Origin of the sequence: Streptomyces glaucescens (assembly GCF_002154375.1) — a bacterium.
Classification (GTDB): domain Bacteria; phylum Actinomycetota; class Actinomycetes; order Streptomycetales; family Streptomycetaceae; genus Streptomyces; species Streptomyces glaucescens.
In genome coordinates this window covers 8,264-28,732 of the sequence record NZ_MUND01000320.1, presented here as the reverse complement: position 1 = coordinate 28,732, position 20,469 = coordinate 8,264, and the positions used below count along the sequence as shown (strand labels likewise).

The following is a 20,469-nucleotide window of genomic DNA, read 5'->3' as shown; positions in this document are numbered from 1 at the left end:
CGCCCAGTACGCGGACTTCCGCCCGGCGCGCCGAGAGCACGCACCGGACGCCGCAGGGCCGTCCTGCGGACGACGACGGGAGTTTGACGACCCCCTCTAGGCTCCCCCTCGGCAGCGGCGGGCAAGGGGACCGATCGGGTGACGTGACCGGCTTCCCGGCAGCGCCGGGGAGTCCCGCCGCCGGGATCGGTCACCATCGGTGTATGGAGACGCCTTACGCCTGCTACCTGCAACTTCCCGATCTCCTCAACCTTCAGCGACCCCGCACCCCGGACGACCGGCCCGCCCAGTGGGCGGACGAGCACTTCTTCATCACCGTCCACCAGTCCGCCGAGGTGCTGGTGAGCCAGGCACTGGTGGACCTGGACAGGGCCGGGCAGCAGGCACGTGCCGGCCAGGACGCCGGGGCTGCCACGTCCTTGCGCCGGGTCACCGCGGTCGTCGACGTGCTCGAGTCGCACCTCGCGCTGCTGGACCACCTCGCCCCGGAGAGCTTCACCGCGTTCCGCCCGCTGCTCGACGACGCCAGCGGAGCACAGTCGAGCCAGTTCAGCGAGCTGTTCCGACGCATCGCCATGCGGGACTGCCTCGGCTCCGCGAGCGGCGAGGAGCACACCCGGGGGCGGGAGGTGGCTGACGCGCTGTGGGCACTGCGGGCGGCGGTGACCCGTTGGCGGACGAGGCACCTCCTCCTCGTGGAGCGCATGATTGGTGACCGGCCTGGCACAGGCGGGACGTCAGGTCTGGCCTACCTGCGTTCCCGGATCGACCTGCCGCCCGACGGGTAGCGGAACCTTCCCTACCGAGAGACGGAGCGCTCGATCCGCAGGACTTCCTGGTCGTGCGGGATGGTGTAGACACCCGCGGGGGTGCGGAAATGCCGCTGCACGTACTCCTGCACGGCGTGGCGGGCGGGGTGGGGGCGTTCGGTCCGGTCGGCGGGAACACTCAGGTGGAATTCCGCGGTGCTGACCGCCTCTTCGAGATGCACGGTCCGGTACCGGGCCGGAACCGTGTCGAGCCGCATCCCGCCGACCGGGCCGGCCGGGTCCGAGGCGAGTTCGCTGCGGAGCTCTTCGAGGTCGAAGCGGACGCCGGTGAAATGGCGCACCATGCGCATGCACGCGTTGTCGGGGTCCTGCAGGAGAACGAGCGCGGTGCCGCCCGGCTGGAGCCAGTCGATGATGTGCCGCACCGTCACCACCCACTCCGGCCGGGGGATGTAGTACAGCACGTGAGAGAGCAGGACCAGGTCGGCCCGGACGCCCGGCCGTGCCTGGAGGACCGGGTCCGGCAGCACCCGGGCGCCGGGGCACGTCCGCGCGAGGGCCCGGCGCATGGGCTCGCTGGGCTCGACGCACACGGTCCGCTCGAAGGACGGACTGAGGTGGCGTGTCGTGGTGCCGTCGGCGGCACCGACGTCGATGAGCACGCGCCGGGCAGGGAGACCGCGTACCACTTGGTCGAGGTAGACGTGCGTGGCTTCCTTCTCGTCGCTGCCGGCGAGGAACCGTCGGTACGCGTCGCGGTACGCGTCCTCGTCCGTCCTCAGACCGCCCACGGGCATGATCTTCTGCGGCTCCACCCTCTGCTCCCTTTCGCCGACGCCGCGCACAGCCCTTCGCTGCTGGACGCGCGGGGGCCACACTGACCGTTCTCCTCCGCTCAACGGACGACCGGCACGCTGCGAACGGGGCGGGCGCGGAGCGTACGGAAGCACAGTCCCGTGAGCGAGGCGCGCCCCGCGCACCACGGACCGGTTCGTTCGTCCCCTGACACACGGCCGCCGGACTCCGCTCAGGCCACCCGCGGTGCGTCCCCGTATGCTTCCGCGCAACTCCCCTCACTCCCGGAGGACTTGTGCGACTCCTGCCCCGCTCCCCGTCCGGCTGGACCATGGCCGTGTTCGGTGTCCTCGCCGCAGTTCTGGGCGTGGTGGGGCTCATCGCCCCGGACGCTCTGCTCGCGCTCATGGGCTTCGCGCCCCCCGCGGGCTCCCGGCGCGCGGAGGGCGACCACACCGTGGTGTTCCTGACCGCGTCCTCCATGGCGGCACTGAACATGGGCGTCTACTACGTGCTGGCCGCCCTGGCCGACTGGAAGGCCTTCTTCCGCTGGACCGTCCCCTTCCGGCTGCTGACCTGCGTGGTCTTCACGCTGGCGGTGGCCGCCGGCCGTGCTCCGGCCGGCTTCCTCGGGGTGGGCCTGTGGGAGGGGGCCGGCGCGGTCGTCACGGGTGCGGCGCTCCGGTACGAGCGGCGCCGCCGCTCCTGACTCAGGCGCGGGTGGCGATACCCCTCGCCGCCAGGATGTCGGGGGCGCCCGGGATCATGTGCTTCAGCGCGAGAGCGCCGGTGAACAGCCTGAGGTTCGGCAGCAGATGCAGGTCGTCGAGGGAGTGCAGGTCGAAGAGGTCGTCCTCGCCGTCCCAGACCGGGGCGCACTCCATGAAGACCTGGTGCCCGCCGTCGAACGTCAGCTCCTCCACGGTGGCGAGCAGCTCCGCCGGTATCTCCAGTTCCTCGAAGTACGCGCGAGCCTCGTCGAGGACGGTGTACTCCAAGGCGTTGTCCTGGACGTACCGGTCGAGGTCCTCGACCCCACGGGCCCGCATGTGCTCTCTCAGACTGAAGGCGGGCAAGAGCGTCCCGTCCCAGTACATGAGCTTCTCGACGACGAGGAGCTTGAAGTTGAAGTCACGGAAGGCGGTCATGGCCCACATATAGCAGCGCGCACTGACAGTCCCCGAAGCGGAGCCGCTGGTGGTACCTCCGGCGGTGCGCTCGCGTCGAGCGGCGCCGGTGGCGCCGCGCTGCTCGGGGGTGTCGGGCTGCTCGCCCTCGGGGCGGGTGCGGTGATCGTCGTCGTACGCCGCAGGTTCGGGGCGTGACCAGCGGGCCGGCCCCTCGCCCGCTTCCGCTCGAACGGCGTCGGCGTCGGCATCGGCATCGGCACCGGGATCGGGGTCGGGGTCCTGACCTGTGGTGGAAGCGGGACGGAGGGTGACGTCCGCGGCGTGCCGGCACCGCGCGACAGACCGCGTCGGGCGCCTTTCAATGGAGAGGTGAACGCTCTCGGATGGATTGCCGCGGCCGGGCTGACGGCGCTGCTGGGCGTCACCGCACCGGGACCGTCACCGCCCCCGCCCCAGCCGCCGCCCCAGCTCGACGACGCGGAGGTGCGGCGGGCCGTGGACCAGCTCGACGGCGTGGTCGAGGCGGCCATGCGGCGGACCGGGGCGCCCGGCGTGGCCGTCGCCGTCGTCCACGACGGAAAGGTGGTCCACCTCAAGGGGTACGGGGTCCGGAAGGCCGGCGAGCAGGCCGCCGTCGACGCCGACACCGTCTTCCAGCTCGCCTCCGTCTCCAAGCCGATCGCCTCCACCGTCGTCTCCGGAGCCGTGGGCGTCGAAGGCTGGTCCGAGCCGGTCGCCCCGAACGTGCCGGACTTCCGCCTCAAGGACCCGTGGGTCACCTCCCACGTGACGGTCGCCGACCTCTTCTCACACCGCAGCGGCCTCCCCGACCACGCCGGGGACCTCCTCGAAGACCTCGGCCACGACCGCGCGTACATCCTGTCCCACCTGCGCTACGAACCCTTGACGCCGTTCCGCGCGAGCTACGCCTACACCAACTTCGGCCTGACGGCCGCCGCCCAGGCCGTCGCCGACGAGAAGGGCGTGCCCTGGGAGAAGCTCGCCGCCGACACCCTCTACAAGCCGGCCGGCATGAACTCCACCAGCTCCCGCTTCGAGGACTACGCCAAGGCCGCCAACCGGGCCCGCGGCCACGTCAGGACCGGCGACGGCACCTGGCGCCCGGAGTTCCTGAGGGACCCGGACGCGCAGTCCCCCGCCGGCGGCGTCAGCTCCACCGCCCGCGACATGGCGACCTGGCTGCGGCTCCAGCTCGCCGACGGCAAGCTCGACGGCAGGCAGATCATCGACGCCGAGGCCCTGCGGCGCACCCACTGGCCCGAGTCGGTCGCGCGCCCGCCCAACGCCCCGGCCGGCCGGACCGGCTTCTACGGCCTGGGCTGGAACGTGAGCTACGACGACCAGGGCCGGCTCAGGCTCTCGCACACGGGAGCGTTCGCGCAGGGCGCGCACACCAACGTCACCATGCTGCCCGGCGAGCAGCTCGGCATCGTCGTCCTGACGAACACCTCACCGGTCGGGGTCGCCGACGCCGTCGCCCTCGACTTCTTCGACATCGCGCAGACGGGCGAGATCAGCCGCGACTGGATCCCCCTCGTGGACGCGCTGTACCAGCAGGAGGCGGACGCGGGCCGATCGAAGACCGACTACGCCCGCCCGCCTTCCGACGCCACCCCCGCGAAGGACTCCGGCACCTACGCGGGCACGTACGAGAGCGACTACTACGGGCGCGCCCGGGTCGTCGACGACGAGGGAGCCCTGACGCTGGAACTCGGCCCGCAGCCCCAGACGTACCGCCTCACGCACTATGACGGCGACACGTTCAGCTTCCGGACCGCGGGCGAGAACGCCGTCGGTCTGACCGGCGTCACCTTCACCCCGGACGGGAAGTCCTTCACCGTCGAGTACCTGAACACCGAGGGACTCGGCACCTTCACCCGCACCGGCGCGACGCCCAGGTGACCGCCCGGCCGGCTGCGCCCCCGAAAGGCCCGGGTGCGGGACCGGTCTTCGGGTGGACGGTCACTCCGGTGAAGCGGCTCCTGCCGGCGTTCCCGTCAGGCTGTGCGCCATGTGGTCGGCGAGCCGGGGCAGCCAGTCGGGCCGCGCGTCGCCGAGCAGATGATCACCGTGGGGGACGGAGAGGTAGGTGCCCCGCGGTGCCAGCCGGGCGAGGGCCTCGCCGTTCGTCACGCCGGGAATGACGTCCCGGCCTCCGTCCACGACCAGCAGTGGTGCCGTGATGCGCGGTGCGAGGCCGGCGAGGTCCACGTGGCGGGCGAAGTCGCGGGCGGCGTCCGCTCCTCCGGCGCGCCGGGCCATGATGTCCCGCACCGGCGGGGGCAGCTCCGCCCAGTCGAGGCGGAACGGGCCGCTGACGGTGGCGGCCACCGCCACGCGCGGCTCCAGCGCCGCGGTCCGGGCCGCGTAATATCCGCCCAGGCTGAGGCCGACGAGCCCGACGCGGGCGACGCCGAGGGCGTCGACGACCCGGCCGACGACGCGCTCGTAGTCCGGCGCGAGGGTCGTCGTGGCCGCGAGCACGCCCTGGCCGGGACCGTCCATCACGAACACCGCCAGACCCCTGGCCAGCAGCGCGGACGCCGGACCGAGGAACTCCTCCTTCGCGGAGTCCAGACCGGGGACGACGACCACCGTGCCGGGCGCGTCGGAGGGGCCGCGCAGCCAGCCGGTGAATCCCTCACCGCTCACCCGCCGCGCACCGGGTTCCAGCGCGGTGAGGGCCCGGCCGAGGGCGTGGTCCGCCGCGGCGGCGGCACGGTGCGCCTCCGCGTAGGGCGCGAGGGTGGCGAGATGGAACCACCGGGCCGCCATCAGCAGGTGCTCACCCGCGGAGACGGCGGATCCGGCCGCTTCCGCGCGCTGGAGGCAGGCGTGTCCGGTGCGGACGCAGGACGGTCCCCAGTCGGCGACGGAGGCGAGGCAGCCGGTGACGCGACGGTACTCATGGGGATCGACGCCCGCCCCCGTGGCGCGGGTCCACTGGGCGTCGGCGAACTCGCGGACGTTCATCGGGACGCCCCTCCCGTCAGCAGGACGGCCTTGCCTCGTATCCGGCGCTCCCGCAGGTCGACCAGTGTGCCGGCGGTCTCCGCCCAGTCCGCGGTCCGGCCGATCTCCGGGTGCAGCCGCCCCTGCTCCACCAGGCGGACCAGCGCCGCCAGATCGGAGCCGTACGGGGCGCCCGCGTAGTGGAAATGCCGGATCGTGACGCGCTCGGGCCCGCCCAGCAGGTCGAAGAAGTCGAGGGTCACCGGGGTACGGCTCGCCTGACCGAACCAGACGAGCGTGCCGCCCGGGCGCACCTTCGACAGGCCGAGGGACAATTCCGGACCCCCCGTGGACTCCAGCACCACATCGAACGGCCCGGGAGCGGCAGCCACCTCGTGCACCACCCGCGCGCCCAGTTCCGCGAGCCGCTCGCCGCGCGCCCGTGTGGCAGTCACCGCGGTCAGCTCCGCTCCGGCGCCGACTGCCAGCTCGGTGACGTAGTGGCCGACCCCTCCCGACGCACCCGTCAGCAGCACCCGCCGGCCGGCCAGGGAACCGGCTGTCCGCAGCAGGCGCAGAGCGGTGATCCCGGCCAGGGGCAGGGCCGCCGCCCGTACGCTGTCGATGTCGTCCGGGAGCACGGCGAGGGAGTGCGTGGGTACGGCGGCGTACTCGGCCCAGCCGCCCTGCGCCGGGTGCCCGACCACGCGGGTGCCGGTGCCGGGGCCCGAGCCGTCGGCCGCGGCCTGGACGACGAGCCCCGCGATGTCCTTGCCGGGCAGCAATCCGGGCCGAGGGTGTTCGAGGAGGAACGTCTCACCCCGGTTCACCGCGAACGCCTCGACCTTGACCAGCGCCTCACCGGGCTCCGGCACGGGTGGGGGGACCTCGGCGAAGGCGACGGGGCGGGCCGGGTCCCCCGTGGGAATCAGTCTCTGCATACGGCACATGCAACCCGCGCACCTCACCCGCGAGCCAACAACCAACGAGCAAGATCGACAACTTCCGGTTGTCACCTATGGTGGAGGCCATGGATCTCGACCTGGCGCACGTACGTGCCTTCGTGCGCGCCGCCGAGGAACTGCACTTCGGGCGCGCCGCGGCGACGCTCACCATCACCCAGCAGGCGCTGTCGAAGCGGATCGCCCGGCTGGAATCCCTCCTCGGCACCGAGCTGTTCCAGCGCGGCGGCAGCGGGGTACGCCTCACCGACGCCGGCCGGCGTTTCCTCCCACCGGCCCGACAGGCCCTGGCCGCCGCCGACATCGCCGTCGCGGCGGCGGTCGGCAGTCACCGGCCACTGCGCGTGGACGTCTGGGGTCACCTCTACGCGCCGATGCGGACACTGGCACAGGTCGCCGGACGGGCCGGGGAACTGGTGCTGGGCCACGGACGCGACCTGCCGTCGGTGACGGCCGCACTGCTCCACGGCGACATCGACGCGGCCTTCGGCCGGGTCCACCCCCCGCTGCACGCCGGGCTGGCACACCGCCTGGTCCGCCTGGAGCCGGTGGACGCGGTGCTCAGCGCGGACCACCCGCTCGCGGCGGAACCGGCGCTACGGCCAGACCAGTTGCGCGACAGCGTGCTGTGGGCACCCGGCCCGCTGGACCGGCTCGACTTCCTCCACCAGTTCGCCGGCCGCTTCGGCATCCGGACCACCGCCACCAGCGTCAACCTCGGCCTCACCCACTTCCTCGCCGAGGTGGCACAGGAGCCGCGACGCTTCTCCCTGCTGCCCGCCGACATGCCCCTGCCGGACACCCCCGGTCTGCGCGCCGTCCCCCTGATCGACCCCACCCCGCTCTACGCCTGGTCCCTGCTGTGGCGCACCGGCCACGGGCACCCGGGACTGAACGACCTCACCGCCGCCTGCGCCGCCCAAGCAGGCCGGAGCCGGTGGCTGGAGTACGACCCGGCCCGCGACTGGCTGCCCGAACCGCCCGCGAACTGAGCGAGGAAACCAGGTCGACGGCACGGGCAGCGGTACCCGATCATGCGCTCATGCCGCTGAGAGACACACTTGCCCGAGTCGACGGGGACCTGGCCGCCGGCCGGGTCCCCGTCGCGCGCCAGCGCCTGCGCGGCCTGGTGTCGTCGTTCCCGCACGACCTGACGGTCCGTCGCCGTCTGGCCGAGGTCTACCGGCTGTACGGAGAGCCGGCGGAGGCGGGCCGTTGGATGTATCTCGAGCAGGACCGGGACGCAGCGGAGACCGCCGCCTTCGAAGAGAGGTACCACACAGCGTCGCAGCGCATGCGGGCACTTGCCTGGCGAGGCCCTGAGTCGCTGGCCCAGACCGCCTTCGCCGAAGAACAACTGGCAGCAGTACGCACGGCCTGCGCCGAAGCCCTGGGCCGCCCCGTGGACTGGGACACGACGCCGTCCGGCTGGAAGGAGGACACCCGACGACGCTCGTTCACCGACTTCCTGGCAGGGGCCGGATGCCTGACAGCGCTCCTCGCCTTCCTCGCGGTCTGGGTCAACGGACTCGTCGCCCTCTTCCGTCAGCTGCTGTGAGAAGCGTGGTCAGCACACCCGTCGGGACATGAAGAGCGCCTGCTCGCCGGCCGACTGTGTGCCGTCGTACAGCGAGGTGTCCAGCCCGCAGAGGACGAATCCCATCCGGAGATAGGCGCGAACGGCGGGAGCGTTGATGTTGCTGACCTCGAGCCAGACGTGTGCGGCTCCACGCTCCTTCGCGAAGTCGAAGGCGAAGTTCATGAGGGCGCGCCCCACCCCTTTGCCTCTCCACTCGGGCGCCACCTCGATATCGGCAATGGTGAGACGACCGTTCCACGGACTGAAGGCGGTCTCGACGAACCCGCACAGGTCCTTCCCGTCGAAGGCGACCACTGTCCGGACCAGGCCGGGATCACTGCCGTCACCCTCACGGTCCTCGTGCTCGCCCGCGCCCTCGTCGTCGTCCTCGTCATCGTCATCGGGGAAGACCTTGTGGATCGGAGGATCCACAGGCCTCTCACGGATCCTGAACCCCTCGCCCGTTGCGGTCACTTCGAACACGGAATCCGTCGTGAACGAACCGTCGAGCCGTGCCAGGGCCTCGCTGTCGCCGGGCCGCGCCAACCGGTAGACGATGTTCCCGACGACGCCGAGTTCGCCCGTGTCCTGTGCGGTTTCCTTCATGCCACGAGCGTACGTCCGCCCGGGCCGCACCAGCCGGCGGCAGCGTTCACCCTGCGCCTGCCAGCCAGGTCCGGGCCCGTCTTGCCCGTGAACGGGAACAGTCGGTAGCCCTCGACGCACAGGCCTCCGGGCGGGTGGACCGGCCAGCCCATCCCGAGCCGGTACAGCAGAGTAAGCGCGATCACCATCATGAGCGGTGCGAGCCGCTTGGCTGCCCGCCGGCCCCGACCACCAGGGAGCCCACCCGCGCAGGGCGAGTTGCAACAGAAGCAGCAGCAAGGTCATGCAGAGCCATACGACCGGCATCAGCAGCGTCAGCCCTATGTCGTTGCTCGCGTCGTTGCCGAGCGGGCAACTCGCCCACGAACGAACGGTCCACACGGTGCCGCCATACACCCCCGCGGCGGCGAGCGCGGGAGCCGACAAGTACCAGCCGCACCCCGGAGCGGGAACGGCCGGCCCGGGTGCCGCCGTCTTCGATACGCGCATCCCCTGTGCCTCCTTCGTTAGCGGACCCGGCGGCGCAAGCGAGCAATCGGACCCCCGGTGAAATGAGTACGAGGACTCAGGACGGGGGTGGCGCCGGACGACGACGATGGAGATCAACACACCGTCGAGACCTGGAGACCGCTCCGTGCTCAGCCGCATCGCCGACCGCCTGGTGCCCGCCTTCGGCCGGCTGTCGGTGACCACCGACCCCGGGACCGAACTCGCGCCGGGCAGCATCATCGCAGCGAACCACACCTCGCTCGCCGACCCCGCCATCGTGCTCGCCGCCCTGCACCGCCTCGGTGTCGAGCCGGTCGTCATGGCGGCAGCCGGCCTGTGGCGCGTGCCGGTGCTCGGGCGTGCCCTGGCACGAGAAGGGCATGTCCCCGTACACCGGGGCGACCGACGGGCCGCGACCGCGCTCGACCTGGCGGCGCAGGCCATCGAACGGGGCCGGTGCGTGCTCATCTACGCCGAGGGGGGCCTGCCCCGCCGCACGGACGCCGCGGAAGCGGCCCCCGGCAGCTTCCGCAGCGGTCTCGTCCGGCTGGCCGAGCGAGTCGGCGCGCCCGTCGTGCCGGTGGGCCAGGCCGGTGCTCGCCGGATCACCTCCGGCAGCGTGGCGAAGCAGCTCGCCGGCCTGGCGACAGCGCCCGTCCGGCGTCCGCACCTGCACGTTCACATCGCCGCCCCGCTGGCCCTGACCGGGGATGCCGCGGCGCGCACGGCACGGGCCCACGCGGCGGTGACCAGGGCGTGGCGTACGGCGGCCGCGCACCTGGGCGAACCCGCGGCACTCGCGTCACGGCAGGGCAGTGACGACCGTCCGCCCAGCGGCTCGTCGGTTGTCACGTCCGCTCAGCACGGCTCATGAGCAGGGGCTCATGAGCGGAGTGGGGGAGTGTCTCCGCCCGTACGACCGGACGGGCGCGCACGCCGGAGTAGGCGTCACCTGTACGACGCACTCGTGGAGTTCTCCGGCCGTGCGGCCCGCGAGGGTCACGCCGTGCTGGTCCGGCAGCTCTGACGGCCGGACCGTACTCCGCCTGCTCGCAGGGGGAGTTGGCGGTCTTCCGCATGGCCGGTGGCTGCCGTCACCCCTTGGGCGATGAGTGCCGGATCAGACTCAGGTCGCATGTCCGTCGCGACCTGAGGCGGACGCTACGAGCGGCGGCCGGTGCCTAATGTCCAGGCATGAAGACGTTGCGTATGGTGAGTTCCGCGGCCGTCCTGGCGGCCATGACCGTGTCCGCCGTCATCCCCACGGTCGCGCACGCGCAGGACCTCGGCAGCCGGGAACCCACGCTTGCCGCCCCCGCCCAGCAGACCACGACCGGTGTCCTGCTGCCCCGCCCCGGTGGGACCTCACCGGTCGGCCGGTCCACCCTCCACCTCGTCGACTCCTCCCGGCAGGACCTGTGGGTGCCCGAGCGGCCACGTGAACTGATGGTCGACCTGTACTACCCCTCCCGTGCCGCCGCGGGCCGCTCCGCCCCGTACGCGGACCCGCGCGAGGCACAACTGCTGGTGGAAGCGGCGGGCGGAACGGACCCCGAAGCCGCCGTGAGACTCGGGGCCACGCGAACGCACAGCCTCACCAAGGCCGTACCGGAACGCGGACGGCACCCGCTCCTCCTGCTCTCACCGGGGTTCGGAGCACCCCGCTTCACCCTGACCACCCTCGCCGAGGACCTGGCAAGCCGCGGCTACGTCGTCGCCGTCGTGGACCACGCCCACGAGTCCTCCGGCACCCTGTTCCCGGGCAACCGCATGCTCACCTGCGTCGCGTGCGAGAAGGCGCAGACCTGGGAGGACATGCACAAGGCGACCGTCAACCGCGGGCAGGACCTGTCGTTCGTCCTGGACCGCCTCACCGGCCCGCACCCGGCCTGGCGTCACGCCTCGATGATCGACCGCAGGAGGATCGGCGCGATGGGACATTCCCTCGGCGGTGCGGCAGCCGCCTCGCTCATGGCGCGAGACAGCCGCGTCCGGGCCGGCATCAACATGGACGGCTCGTTCGGCGACCCGATACCCCCGAACGGCTTCGGTGACCGGCCGTTCATGATGTTCGGCGCCGACGAAACGGCCCATGGGCCGAACGGCCCCGACCCGACCTGGCAGGCAGCCTGGAAGAACCTCAGCGGCTGGAAGCGCTGGCTCTCCGTCACGGGGTCACACCACTACACCTTCTCGGACACGGCAGTCCTCTTCGACCAGCTCGGCCTGCCCTACCCCGGCACACCCCCGACCATCCCCGCCGACCGCGCGGTGACGGTCATGCGCGCCTACACCGCCGCCTTCTTCGACCTCCACCTGCGCCACCGCCCACAGCCTCTGCTGGACGGCCCGACGCCGGCCAACCCGGAGGTGCTCTTCATCCGACCCGAGGCCAGCACTGACGGATCCGCCGCACACCGCTACGGCACCAGCGGCTGAGCACCGCTCGACCCGCCCAAGCCTGACCTGACCGCACCACACGCCCGGGGCCTCACCATCGACCGGTGAGGCCCTCCGCGCTGCCACCACGGGTCACCACGCTTCGGCGTCCCTCCCGGGAGCGAGGGCCCGCTCCATACCAGGGCGGAAGCGGCTAGATGCCGCCTCTCTCACCGGCCGCCCGGCCAGTGGCTGCCCACCAGGCCATCACCCGGGCCGCCATCGCCTCCGGCTCCGACGGCTGTGGGGCAAGGCCGAAGTGGTCCTCCAACTCGTGCCGCAGGAAGTCACCAATCCCCGCCTGATCGGCACCACCGCCGAGCAGCCGGAGCAGTGGGGGGAGCAGGCAGTCGTACTCGTCCTGCACCACGTCGGCGACGCCGATCGGGTCCCACTCATTGAGCAGGTGCCGAAGGGCCTTCTCGGTAGCGCGATTCCCGGGTTGCATCACTCAAGCCTGCCATCCGGGAAACCCCTGCCCTGCCTCACAGCCGCCTCAGCCCACTCCTGCGCCCACGGCTCACCCTGCGTCCATCCATCGCGCACGGCGTCGAGGAACGCCTTCTCCTGGGCATCCGCGTCGTTCGGGTGCTCTTCCGCCAGGCGAGCCCGCAGGTCGAGCACGTACTGGGCTGTGAGCTGGGTGAGTCCGTACTGACGTGCCAGCTCGGGAACCGATGATTCATTGATCATGCTCGGTTAACGACGCACAGCGCCAGTGGTGGTGGGCCCGCCGCTCCCCTGCACCGCCCCCAGGCGGGAAGCCGTGCTCGGAATGACCGACGCCGGTCTCATCCGCCGAGTAGTTCGGTGCCCACGCCACCACAGCGGCAGTTCCGCGTCGGCGCCGTTCTCCGGGCCGCCGAGGAACCGGCCGGGTTCCAGCGCCTGCGGTATCTCACCGCTGCGCCGGGTCACTCCGCCCATGCCCTCCCCGGGGAGTGGACAGCAGCTCGCGGCCCCGCTCCGGGGTGAGCAGCGGACCGAGCACCGGGTCGGCCAGCCACCCCAGCGGTGCCAGGTGGTCCGGTCCCAGAGGCTGCCAGAGGGGCACAGCCTTGCTCAGGGTCCGCCATGCCCCGTCGGTGTCTCCCCGGTGCGCCAGCTCCCGTGCCCGCTCGACGGCTTCGCCGAACGGCCCGGACGCCGTGTACCGGTACGCGCCGTTCCGCACCTGTTCCAAGGTCGCGTAAGCCTGTGACACCAAGCCGGCGTCGGCGCCCCTCAGGTCGAACGTCAGCGTGGAGTCGTCCCGGTACGAGTGAGCCGCGTGCTCGGCGACCAGTGACGGCAGAAGGTCGGGCGCGTATCGCGGGTCCGTCACCACGTCCTCGAAGTAGGCCAGGTGGGTCTGCCCGAGCAGGCGGCGTATCTGGTCGCCCAGACCGGCGGCTCGCGGTCTGCCGTACCGCTTGGCCTCATCCAGCATTTCCACGGCCCGTTCCCAGCGGCCGCCCAGCGCCTCCTGCCGGGCTTCCGCCACACGGGCGTCCAGCTCGCGCGTCGTGCCGTTGGCGAACTCCGGCTCCCCGTCGCCGCGCCGGTGCGCCCGCAGGCGGTGGAACTCCCGGTGCATCTCTCGCATGAACTCGAGGAAGTTCGCGTGCCGCTCGGGTGGTGCGGCCCGCCAGCTCGCCCATGTGTACACGGCCCACTCACCGTCCTCGTCCACGTCCTCGGGGTCCATGAGGACGTGGGTGATGTCGGACTCGACGTCGAGCTGCAGCCCGCGCCGCCAGAGGTCTGCCTCCCGGCGCTCCTCGGGCTCGGCGTCCTCGTCCAGATACTCCTCGAACAAGTCCGCGAGTCCCGACTCGTTGTCGTGCCAGCACGCGTCCGCGGTCCCCGCCAGCAGCCACACGAACCCGCCCGCGTGCCGCCATCCGTCGCTGACCCTGAGGAACTCCCGGTACGACGGGGGCATCCGACGGCCCAAACGCTCTTCCATGGCCGCGATCCGCTCCTCCGACGCGGGCGGGAACCCCAGCCACCGCGCCCGTCGCGCCGCCTCGTCGTCCTCGCTCCGCGTCCCGCCGTCCGGCAGGGAATCCGCCCACTCCCCACTCCACTCGAGCAGGAAGGACCGCCAGTCGAATGCCGTGGTGCCCGTCATGGGTCCGATGTTGCCACCCGGCACTGACAACGCCCCGCCACGCGCTTCCCGGGGCAGCCGGACGGTGAGGGTCAGCGGCGCCCCGGTCTTGCCGTGGGCGATCACAGGCGCTTCAATGCACCCACCCCCACAGGAGGAACACCCGATCCAGACCCAGCGAAGGGGTTCTTCTTGACCGCCATACGCGCCACCGCCGTCACCGCGGCCGCCTGCGCCGCCGTCCTCGCCACGGCATTGCCCTCGTCCGCGATCAACTCGTACAACGCGGCCCCCGCCCCCGAACGCACCGAGGTCGGCGCCCTCGTGGCCACCTGGGACGACGACGGCGATCCGGCCACCCCCGACCGCGTCGACTGGGTCTGCTCCGGCACGATGATCGACGCGGACACGTTCCTGACGGCGGCTCACTGCACGACGGACTGGCCGGACAACGTACGGTTCCACGTCTCCCTGGACCAGGACGTCCAGGCCGGACTGGACGCAGCGGCGAAGAAGTACCCGGCCGATCCCGCCGCCCAGGCCGCAGCCGTCGCCGTCGAGGGCACCGCCCACAGCCACTCCGGCTACCCGGGCCCGGCCGCCGACACGTACGACATCTCGGTCGTCGAGGTGCCCGCCGCGAAGATGAAGTCCCGCTGGTCCTTCACGCCCGCCGCGCTGCCCACCGCAGGCCGGCTCGACGCGCTCGGACCCCAGCGGCTCAACGCGACCGACTGGGTCGTCGCCGGATACGGCACCCAGGAGGCCGCGCGCGGACCGGGCGGCCACACCCACCCCGGCGGCGGCGTCCGGATGAAGGCACCGGTGAGCTTCGGCGCCCTCAACGACGCCTGGGTGCGCCTCGCCATGACCGCACCGCAGGGCAACGGCGGTGCCTGCTACGGCGACTCGGGCGGACCCAACTTCGCGATGATCGACGGCAAGCGGGTCCTCGCCTCGACGACCATCACCGGCGACAGCCCGTGCTACGCCACCAATGTCACGTACCGGCTGGACACACCGGGGGCGCGCGCCTTCCTGTCGCCGTACGTCGCCCTGCCGTGATCGCCGGGCGGGGCGGATCCGCCGACGCCGGGCCGGACGGCGGGGCGTACGATCAGCCGGTTCCCGCCGCGCAAGGAGTACCCGTCCGGTGACCGCCGTCATTCCGCCGCCCCGCCCCGCCACCGGTCTGCTGCAGGTGCGGCGACTCACCCGCGTCGAGGACGGCGAGCGGCTGCACAGTCTGCTGTGGCGTGCCGGCGACGGCTGGCGGATGATCAGCAGTGCCGTGCTCGGCGGCGGCCTCGGGGTACGCACATGGGTCCTCAACGCCCAGGTCTCCCACGGCTATCGGCGTACCGACCCGGACCGGCACCTCGCCGAGCTGGCGCGGGAGGCCGGCGCGGAGGGGCCGGGGGTGGGGCTGATGACGGCTGCCGATGTCGGGGCGTACGGGCACGCGTGCGACGGCGGGGTGGAGGCGGTCGCCACCACGGGGCTCGGGGTGCGCGGCTGGGCCGCTTCCCCGGCGGAGGGCACGGTCACGGCCGCGCCGCCGGGCACGATCAACATCGTCGTCGCGCTCCCGGTGGCGTTGACCGACGCCGCGCTGGTGAACGCCGTGGCCACCGCCACCGAGGCCAAGGTGCAGGCGTTGCTCGGCGCTGGATACGACTGCTCAGGGACCCCCACGGACGCCGTGTGCGTCGCCGCCCGGTCTGCGGGCGGCGACGACGGGGTGCATGCCTTCGCGGGCCCCCGCTCGCTGTGGGGTGCGCGCGTGGCCCGCGCGGTCCACGGTGCCGTACGCGCTGCCGCGCGGCCGGTGAGCGGTTCAGGATCTCTTGGCCGCGATGTTCCGGACTGCGTCCACCACGAGGCCGGCGCCCAGCAGGACGGCGAAGACCGGGTACGGCACTTCTGACACCACGTCGGTCAGGTAGAGGAGCAGAAGCACCGAGCCGCTCAGGATCCTGGCCGCGTCGATCAGGTGGTTCACTTTCTCCCTCGCTCGTCCGGTTCCAGGGCGGTCCGGACCAGGCCGCCGAACGGCCCGGGGTGCGGCGAGCCGACTTCGACCCCACACGGGCCCTGGGCCGGATCGAAACCCACGGAGGAGCAGCCGGCGGAGTTCGCTGACCTGCCGGAGCACGGCTTCCAGCCTGTGAGGATCCCGCGCAGGTACGCGCACAGTCCCGTTCTCGGGCGCCGACTTCGGTGGGAGCGACGTCAGAGCCGAAGCGGCCCGGCCGGCCAATGACTGCGTTGCGTCACCCGAGCAGCCCCATTTCGTCGGTGACTCACCGCCCAAACCGGCTATCGCAAGTGATCTCTCAAATGGCACCATTGCGGCGGCATACACGCCTTGTCCTCTTCTCCTCATCGAAGTGTGAGCATCCGTAGATGCGAATATCCCTCGGCGCGGCCCGCCGTACAGGTGGTGCGGCCGTGCTCTCCTTGGCCACAGTCCTGGCCGGGCTCGCTTTCCCCACGACCGCGCACGCGGCCGTGAACTGCTCGGCCGGCGTGTGGAAGGCCCAGTACTACGCCAACACCACCCTCTCCGGCACTCCGAAGGCCACCGTCTGCGATACCGCCATCGCCGAGAACTACGGCTCCGGCGACCCCTCCGGGGTGAGCCTGCCGAGCGACTACTTCGGCGTCCGCTGGACCACCACCCGCAACTTCGGCTCCGGCGGCCCCTTCGACCTGAGCGTCGCCGTCCAGGACGGCGCCCGCGTCTACGTCGACGGCTACCGCAAGATCGACCTGTGGCGCAACGTCAGCTCGACCCAGCGGAAGACCGTCCGCTTCACCATGCCGCGCGGGACCCACACCCTGCGTGTGGACTTCGCCGCCTTCACCGGCACCGCCAACGTCTCCTTCTCCTACAAGCCGGTCATCGGCGCCACCTACGACAAGACCGCCCCCCTGGCCCCGGTCGGCGTGAAGTCCAGCTACTCGGCGTCCACCCTGAAGACGACCCTGACCTGGTCCCGCAACTACGAGATGGACCAGGCCGGTTACCGCGTCTACCGCCGCGTCGCCGGCAGCAGCGGCTGGAGCCTGCGCAACTCCACCCTGATCACGGGCACCACCTTCACCGACACGCCCCCGGCCACCGGCGCCGCCTACGAGTACGCCCTCCGCGCCGTCGACCGCTCCGGCAACGTCTCCGCGCTGTCCGCGGTGACGAGCGTCGTCAGCGCCGACAGGACGGCCCCCGCCGTGCCCACCGGGCTCACGGCCACGTACGACCCGTCTGCCGGCGCCCGGCTCTCCTGGTCCCCGGTGAGCGGGGCGAACTCCTACGAGGTGCAGCGGGCCGTCGCGCCCGAGGGGCCGTTCGCCTCGGCCGGCACGCCCACGCAGAGCGCCGCCCTGACCGACCCGTCCGCCGCCGTGGGCACGACCTACTACTACCGCGTGCGGGCCAAGGACAGCGCGGGCAACGCCTCCGCGTACTCCGCGCCCATCCAGCTCGACGCCACCGAGGCCAAGCCGCTGCCGCCCACGGCCGTCTCCGCCAACGGCTGGGTCGACCGCAACAGCGTCGGCTGGCGGTACGACGGTGACGCGTCCCACCGGTTCCACGTCTATGCCGCCGAGGCGGCCGCCGGTCCTTGGACCCGGCTGACCGAGACGCCGGTCACCGGCCCCGGCTACGACGACTACGCGGCGCCCGTCGGCGAGGTGCGCCACTACCAGGTCAGGACGGTCACGACTCTCGGCACGGAGTCGAACCCGTCAGCGACGGCCTCGGCCACCCGCACCGGCGACGTCACCCCGCCGCGCATGCCGTACGGCCTGGACGCCTGGGACGCCACGGACGGCGTGCACCTCGTCTGGATGCCCAACACCGACGACACGGACCACTACCTCGTCATGCGCATGCAGACGTTCGGCGCGTGGGAGCAGGTCGCAGTGGTGCGGGACGCCAAGTATCTGGACACCAGCACCCCGGCCGGCGTGCGGTTCGGCTACACCGTCCGCGCCGTCGACGCGGCCGGCAATGTCTCCCCCATGCCCGAGCCCGGCTACGGCACCGTCTACGGCAAGCGCCTGCCGGTCCACGAGAAGCCGGCCGCGCCCGCCTCGGTCACCGCGACGGCCGACAACGGCAACGTCAAGGTGGAGTGGACCGCGAGCACGTCGACCGATGTGGCCGGCTACCACGTCTACCGCACGACCGGCACGGACCCGACGACGGCCTACTCGGTCTCCCCGTTCATCACCGGGACGACGTTCACGAACGAGAACGTGCCCGCCGGCAAGACCTGGCGCTACGTGGTGCGCGCCGTCAGCACGCACAACCAGTGGTCCGACTTCTCGCCGATGGCCGAGGTCACCGTGCCCTGCCCGGTCCTGACCGGACCGGCCACCCCCCGGATCACCGGGGGCGGCAGGGGCGCGGACTACGCCCAGCTCAACTGGGAGGTCGGAGCATGCGACCAGGGTGCGACCGTCTCGTACAACGTCTACCGGTCCACGTCCAGCTCGGACGTCTTCACCCCTGAGCACCGCATCGCCACGGGTGTGACGGCGCTGACGTACAAGGACCCCGGTCTGGCGCGGGCGTACTACTACTACGTCGTCACCGCCGTGGCCGCCGACGGCACCGAGTCGGCCCCGCAGGCCGTGCCGTTCGGGATATCGATGATGGCGCCCTGACGCCCCACTCGATCCCGCCGCCCCCGCCGTCCGGACGCCTCATGCTTCCGGACGGCGGGGGCCTTCGCGTCGGAGGGCGGCAGTGCGATCAAGGTGACGGCTCCGTCGCGACCCTGCGCGCGGCGTCGGCTTCGCCGGCGTGAGGTGAGCAACCGACGGGACCCGCCGACCTGCCGGAGCAGGTTTCCAGCCTGCGAGAATCCCGCGCAGGCACCCGCCCAGTCCCGCTCATGGGCGCCGACTTCGGTGCGAGTTACGTCAGAGCCGAAGCGGCTGGCCGACTGAGGACTGCCAGGGCGGCCGACCGCACCTTCCTCTGGTCAGCCCGCTGATCCAGGCGACACGTCCTGGTCGAGGATGTGCCGCAGGTAGGAATGCGGGTCGGTGAGATAGCGGCGCCAGTGGTCGACCAGGGCCAGTTCGTCCCAGGTGGCGCGGCGCATGCCGTGCTCGCCGACCTCGATGATGTCCGCACCCGGCAGCGCGGTGAGCAACGGCGAGTGGGTGGCGCAGACGACCTGGCCGCCGGCCTTCACCAACTGATCGACGTGGCCGAGCAGTTCCAGGCAGGACGTGAAGGACAGCGCCGCCTCGGGCTCGTCCATCACATACAGCCCCGGCTGGTGGAACTTCCCCCGGAACGCGGCGAGGAATCCCTCGCCGTGGCTGACCGAATCGGGTGCGAACCCTTCCCGGTCCAGCGCGTCCAACGCGGTCTCGGCCCGCAGGAAGAAGCCCTTGCGGGCGGACCAGCTGCTCAGCATGGACCGACCCCGCGGGGCGGCGTCGAAACGCAGTCTCTCGCCCAGCACGGATCTGGGCCGGTGACTGGCATAGCGCCAGTCGTGCGAGCCGCCCCAGGAATCGAGGCCGAACCCTTCCGCGAGCGCCTCGACCAGAGTCGATTTGCCGGAGCCGTTCTCACCGACGAGAAAGGTCACCGGCGCGGTGAAGCGCAGTCCCTCCGTCAGGAACTCCCGCACGCAGGGCAAGGACCAGGGCCACCCCCCGTCCTCCCGGCCACCCCCGGATGCGTACGCACGTTCGATGATCACCTGGAAAGTATGTCACGGAGTGTGCCGGCCGCGCCGACCCGTCGGCTCGGCCGCCCCGCGGGCGGTCGCGGTCAGCGATCCGAGCAGGGCGAGCGCCTCGCTGCTGGGAGAACCGGGCTCGGCGTGATACACGACCAACTCCTGGCCCGGGGCCGAGCGGACGTCGAAGGTCTGCATGGTCAGCGTCAGCGGCCCGACCTCGCCATGGACGAAGCGTTTGCGCTCCAGCGCCTTGCCACGTGCGTCATGGCGGGCCCACAACTCGGCGAACTCGACGCTGCCGTCCAGCAGTTCGGCGAGCACCTGGCGCACCCGCGGATCGTCGGGCGCCGCGCCGTGGCCGAGCCGGAAGCCGGCCACGGCATTGCGGGCGACGTCGTGCCAGTCCCTGTAGAAGACGCGGGCGGCCGGGTCGGTGAACACGACGTGCATGAGGTTGCGCGAGTGCGTCCAGCCGTGGAAGAGCGCGTCGGCGATGGCGTTGGAGGCCAGCACGTCGTACGCGCGGTTGTGGACGACGGCCGGGTTGTGCGGCCAGGTGTCCATGAGCGCCGACAGGCTCGGCTCCACCTGGGCGGAGACCGCGGCGGCCCGGGGGCGCGGGCCGAGCCCCGCGAGCCGGAACAGGTGCAGGCGGCCGTCCTCGTCCAGCCGCAGGGCGACGGCCAGCGCGTCGAGCACCTGCGCCGAAGGCGTACGCTCCCGCCCCTGCTCCAGTCGGGTGTAGTAGTCGGCGCTGACCCCGGCGAGCAGCGCCACCTCCTCGCGCCGCAACCCCGGCACCCGGCGATGCCCCGTCGCCGGGAGGTTCGCCTCGGCCGGGGTGACACCGGCGCGCCGGGCGGTGAGATAGGCACCGAGTTCGGACTGTCCCATGCGGACATGCTAGGCCGTGTCCGCAAAGT

General features: G+C 72.0%; 19 protein-coding genes and 1 pseudogene. 10 read left to right on the top strand and 10 right to left on the bottom strand.

Annotated elements, in window-relative coordinates; genetic code table 11:
- Nucleotides 1-203 precede the first annotated feature (203 nt).
- Entirely contained in the window at nucleotides 204-788 is a 585-nt protein-coding gene (locus CCN42_RS21255) for a tryptophan 2,3-dioxygenase family protein (protein ID WP_158102113.1), read from the top strand.
- 11 nt (nucleotides 789-799) lie between these two features.
- Here CCN42_RS21255 and CCN42_RS21250 read toward each other — a convergent pair whose 3' ends face one another.
- Nucleotides 800-1,585 carry a class I SAM-dependent methyltransferase gene (locus CCN42_RS21250; RefSeq protein ID WP_086737870.1) on the bottom strand — a complete coding sequence of 262 codons (786 nt, stop codon included), beginning with the start codon at nucleotides 1,583-1,585 and terminating at the stop codon, nucleotides 800-802.
- Nucleotides 1,586-1,896: 311 nt separating this feature from the next.
- Between CCN42_RS21250 and CCN42_RS21245 the strand changes: the two genes are divergently transcribed.
- Nucleotides 1,897-2,274, top strand: coding sequence for a hypothetical protein (locus CCN42_RS21245; RefSeq protein WP_211294764.1), 378 nt, complete (start codon nucleotides 1,897-1,899; stop codon nucleotides 2,272-2,274).
- 1 nt (nucleotide 2,275) lies between these two features.
- Here the strand turns inward: CCN42_RS21245 and CCN42_RS21240 are convergent, their stop codons facing one another.
- Nucleotides 2,276-2,713 (bottom strand): DUF6892 domain-containing protein, encoded by a 438-nt coding sequence (locus CCN42_RS21240; protein ID WP_086737867.1) that lies wholly within the window; start codon nucleotides 2,711-2,713, stop codon nucleotides 2,276-2,278.
- 351 nt (nucleotides 2,714-3,064) lie between these two features.
- Between CCN42_RS21240 and CCN42_RS21235 the strand changes: the two genes are divergently transcribed.
- Complete coding sequence (locus CCN42_RS21235; RefSeq protein WP_086737865.1) at nucleotides 3,065-4,618, top strand: serine hydrolase; 1,554 nt, start codon at nucleotides 3,065-3,067, stop codon at nucleotides 4,616-4,618.
- A 60-nt stretch (nucleotides 4,619-4,678) separates the two neighbouring features.
- Here the strand turns inward: CCN42_RS21235 and CCN42_RS21230 are convergent, their stop codons facing one another.
- On the bottom strand, nucleotides 4,679-5,689 hold the full coding sequence (locus CCN42_RS21230) for an alpha/beta hydrolase family protein (RefSeq protein ID WP_086737863.1): 1,011 nt from the start codon (nucleotides 5,687-5,689) through the stop codon (nucleotides 4,679-4,681).
- Nucleotides 5,686-6,609, bottom strand: a complete 924-nt coding sequence (locus tag CCN42_RS21225; RefSeq protein ID WP_086737861.1) for a zinc-binding dehydrogenase — start codon at nucleotides 6,607-6,609, stop codon at nucleotides 5,686-5,688. Before CCN42_RS21225 ends, CCN42_RS21230 begins: the two co-directional genes overlap by 4 nt.
- A gap of 89 nt (nucleotides 6,610-6,698) precedes the next feature.
- On the opposite strand from CCN42_RS21225, the gene CCN42_RS21220 reads away from it, so the two are divergent.
- The gene (locus tag CCN42_RS21220) at nucleotides 6,699-7,622 is read left to right on the top strand and encodes a LysR family transcriptional regulator (RefSeq protein WP_086737880.1); all 924 of its coding nucleotides are present in this window, start codon (nucleotides 6,699-6,701) and stop codon (nucleotides 7,620-7,622) included.
- A 50-nt stretch (nucleotides 7,623-7,672) separates the two neighbouring features.
- Complete coding sequence (locus tag CCN42_RS21215; RefSeq protein ID WP_086737859.1) at nucleotides 7,673-8,188, top strand: DUF6584 family protein; 516 nt, start codon at nucleotides 7,673-7,675, stop codon at nucleotides 8,186-8,188.
- Between the two features lie 9 nt (nucleotides 8,189-8,197).
- Here the strand turns inward: CCN42_RS21215 and CCN42_RS21210 are convergent, their stop codons facing one another.
- On the bottom strand, nucleotides 8,198-8,815 hold the full coding sequence (locus CCN42_RS21210; protein WP_086737857.1) for a GNAT family N-acetyltransferase: 618 nt from the start codon (nucleotides 8,813-8,815) through the stop codon (nucleotides 8,198-8,200).
- A gap of 634 nt (nucleotides 8,816-9,449) precedes the next feature.
- Between CCN42_RS21210 and CCN42_RS21205 the strand changes: the two genes are divergently transcribed.
- Nucleotides 9,450-10,178: a lysophospholipid acyltransferase family protein gene (locus CCN42_RS21205; RefSeq protein ID WP_086737855.1), complete on the top strand. Its 729-nt coding sequence runs from the start codon at nucleotides 9,450-9,452 to the stop codon at nucleotides 10,176-10,178.
- A 320-nt stretch (nucleotides 10,179-10,498) separates the two neighbouring features.
- Complete coding sequence (locus CCN42_RS21200; RefSeq protein WP_086737853.1) at nucleotides 10,499-11,743, top strand: alpha/beta hydrolase family protein; 1,245 nt, start codon at nucleotides 10,499-10,501, stop codon at nucleotides 11,741-11,743.
- 154 nt (nucleotides 11,744-11,897) lie between these two features.
- Here the strand turns inward: CCN42_RS21200 and CCN42_RS21195 are convergent, their stop codons facing one another.
- The 3 genes and pseudogenes from CCN42_RS21195 to CCN42_RS21185 form a co-directional block, all read right to left on the bottom strand.
- Nucleotides 11,898-12,191: a hypothetical protein gene (locus CCN42_RS21195; protein WP_086737878.1), complete on the bottom strand. Its 294-nt coding sequence runs from the start codon at nucleotides 12,189-12,191 to the stop codon at nucleotides 11,898-11,900.
- A complete protein-coding gene (locus tag CCN42_RS21190; protein ID WP_086737851.1) occupies nucleotides 12,191-12,436 on the bottom strand; it encodes a hypothetical protein in 246 nt (81 codons plus the stop codon). Before CCN42_RS21190 ends, CCN42_RS21195 begins: the two co-directional genes overlap by 1 nt.
- Nucleotides 12,437-12,653: 217 nt before the next feature.
- Nucleotides 12,654-13,856, bottom strand: a pseudogene (locus CCN42_RS21185) (SMI1/KNR4 family protein); the annotation flags it as partial.
- 171 nt (nucleotides 13,857-14,027) lie between these two features.
- Here CCN42_RS21185 and CCN42_RS21180 point away from each other — a divergent pair.
- From CCN42_RS21180 to CCN42_RS21170, 3 genes are all read left to right on the top strand, one after another.
- Nucleotides 14,028-14,900 (top strand): trypsin-like serine protease, encoded by an 873-nt coding sequence (locus CCN42_RS21180; protein WP_211294763.1) that lies wholly within the window; start codon nucleotides 14,028-14,030, stop codon nucleotides 14,898-14,900.
- A gap of 88 nt (nucleotides 14,901-14,988) precedes the next feature.
- Nucleotides 14,989-15,762 (top strand): adenosylcobinamide amidohydrolase, encoded by a 774-nt coding sequence (locus CCN42_RS21175; protein ID WP_086737850.1) that lies wholly within the window; start codon nucleotides 14,989-14,991, stop codon nucleotides 15,760-15,762.
- A gap of 479 nt (nucleotides 15,763-16,241) precedes the next feature.
- Nucleotides 16,242-18,509 carry a PA14 domain-containing protein gene (locus tag CCN42_RS21170; protein WP_086737847.1) on the top strand — a complete coding sequence of 756 codons (2,268 nt, stop codon included), beginning with the start codon at nucleotides 16,242-16,244 and terminating at the stop codon, nucleotides 18,507-18,509.
- Nucleotides 18,510-18,829: 320 nt separating this feature from the next.
- Here CCN42_RS21170 and CCN42_RS21165 read toward each other — a convergent pair whose 3' ends face one another.
- Nucleotides 18,830-19,564: an AAA family ATPase gene (locus CCN42_RS21165; RefSeq protein WP_086737846.1), complete on the bottom strand. Its 735-nt coding sequence runs from the start codon at nucleotides 19,562-19,564 to the stop codon at nucleotides 18,830-18,832.
- Nucleotides 19,565-19,576: 12 nt separating this feature from the next.
- Nucleotides 19,577-20,440 (bottom strand): helix-turn-helix domain-containing protein, encoded by an 864-nt coding sequence (locus CCN42_RS21160; protein WP_086737844.1) that lies wholly within the window; start codon nucleotides 20,438-20,440, stop codon nucleotides 19,577-19,579.
- Between the last annotated feature and the right edge of the window lie 29 nt (nucleotides 20,441-20,469).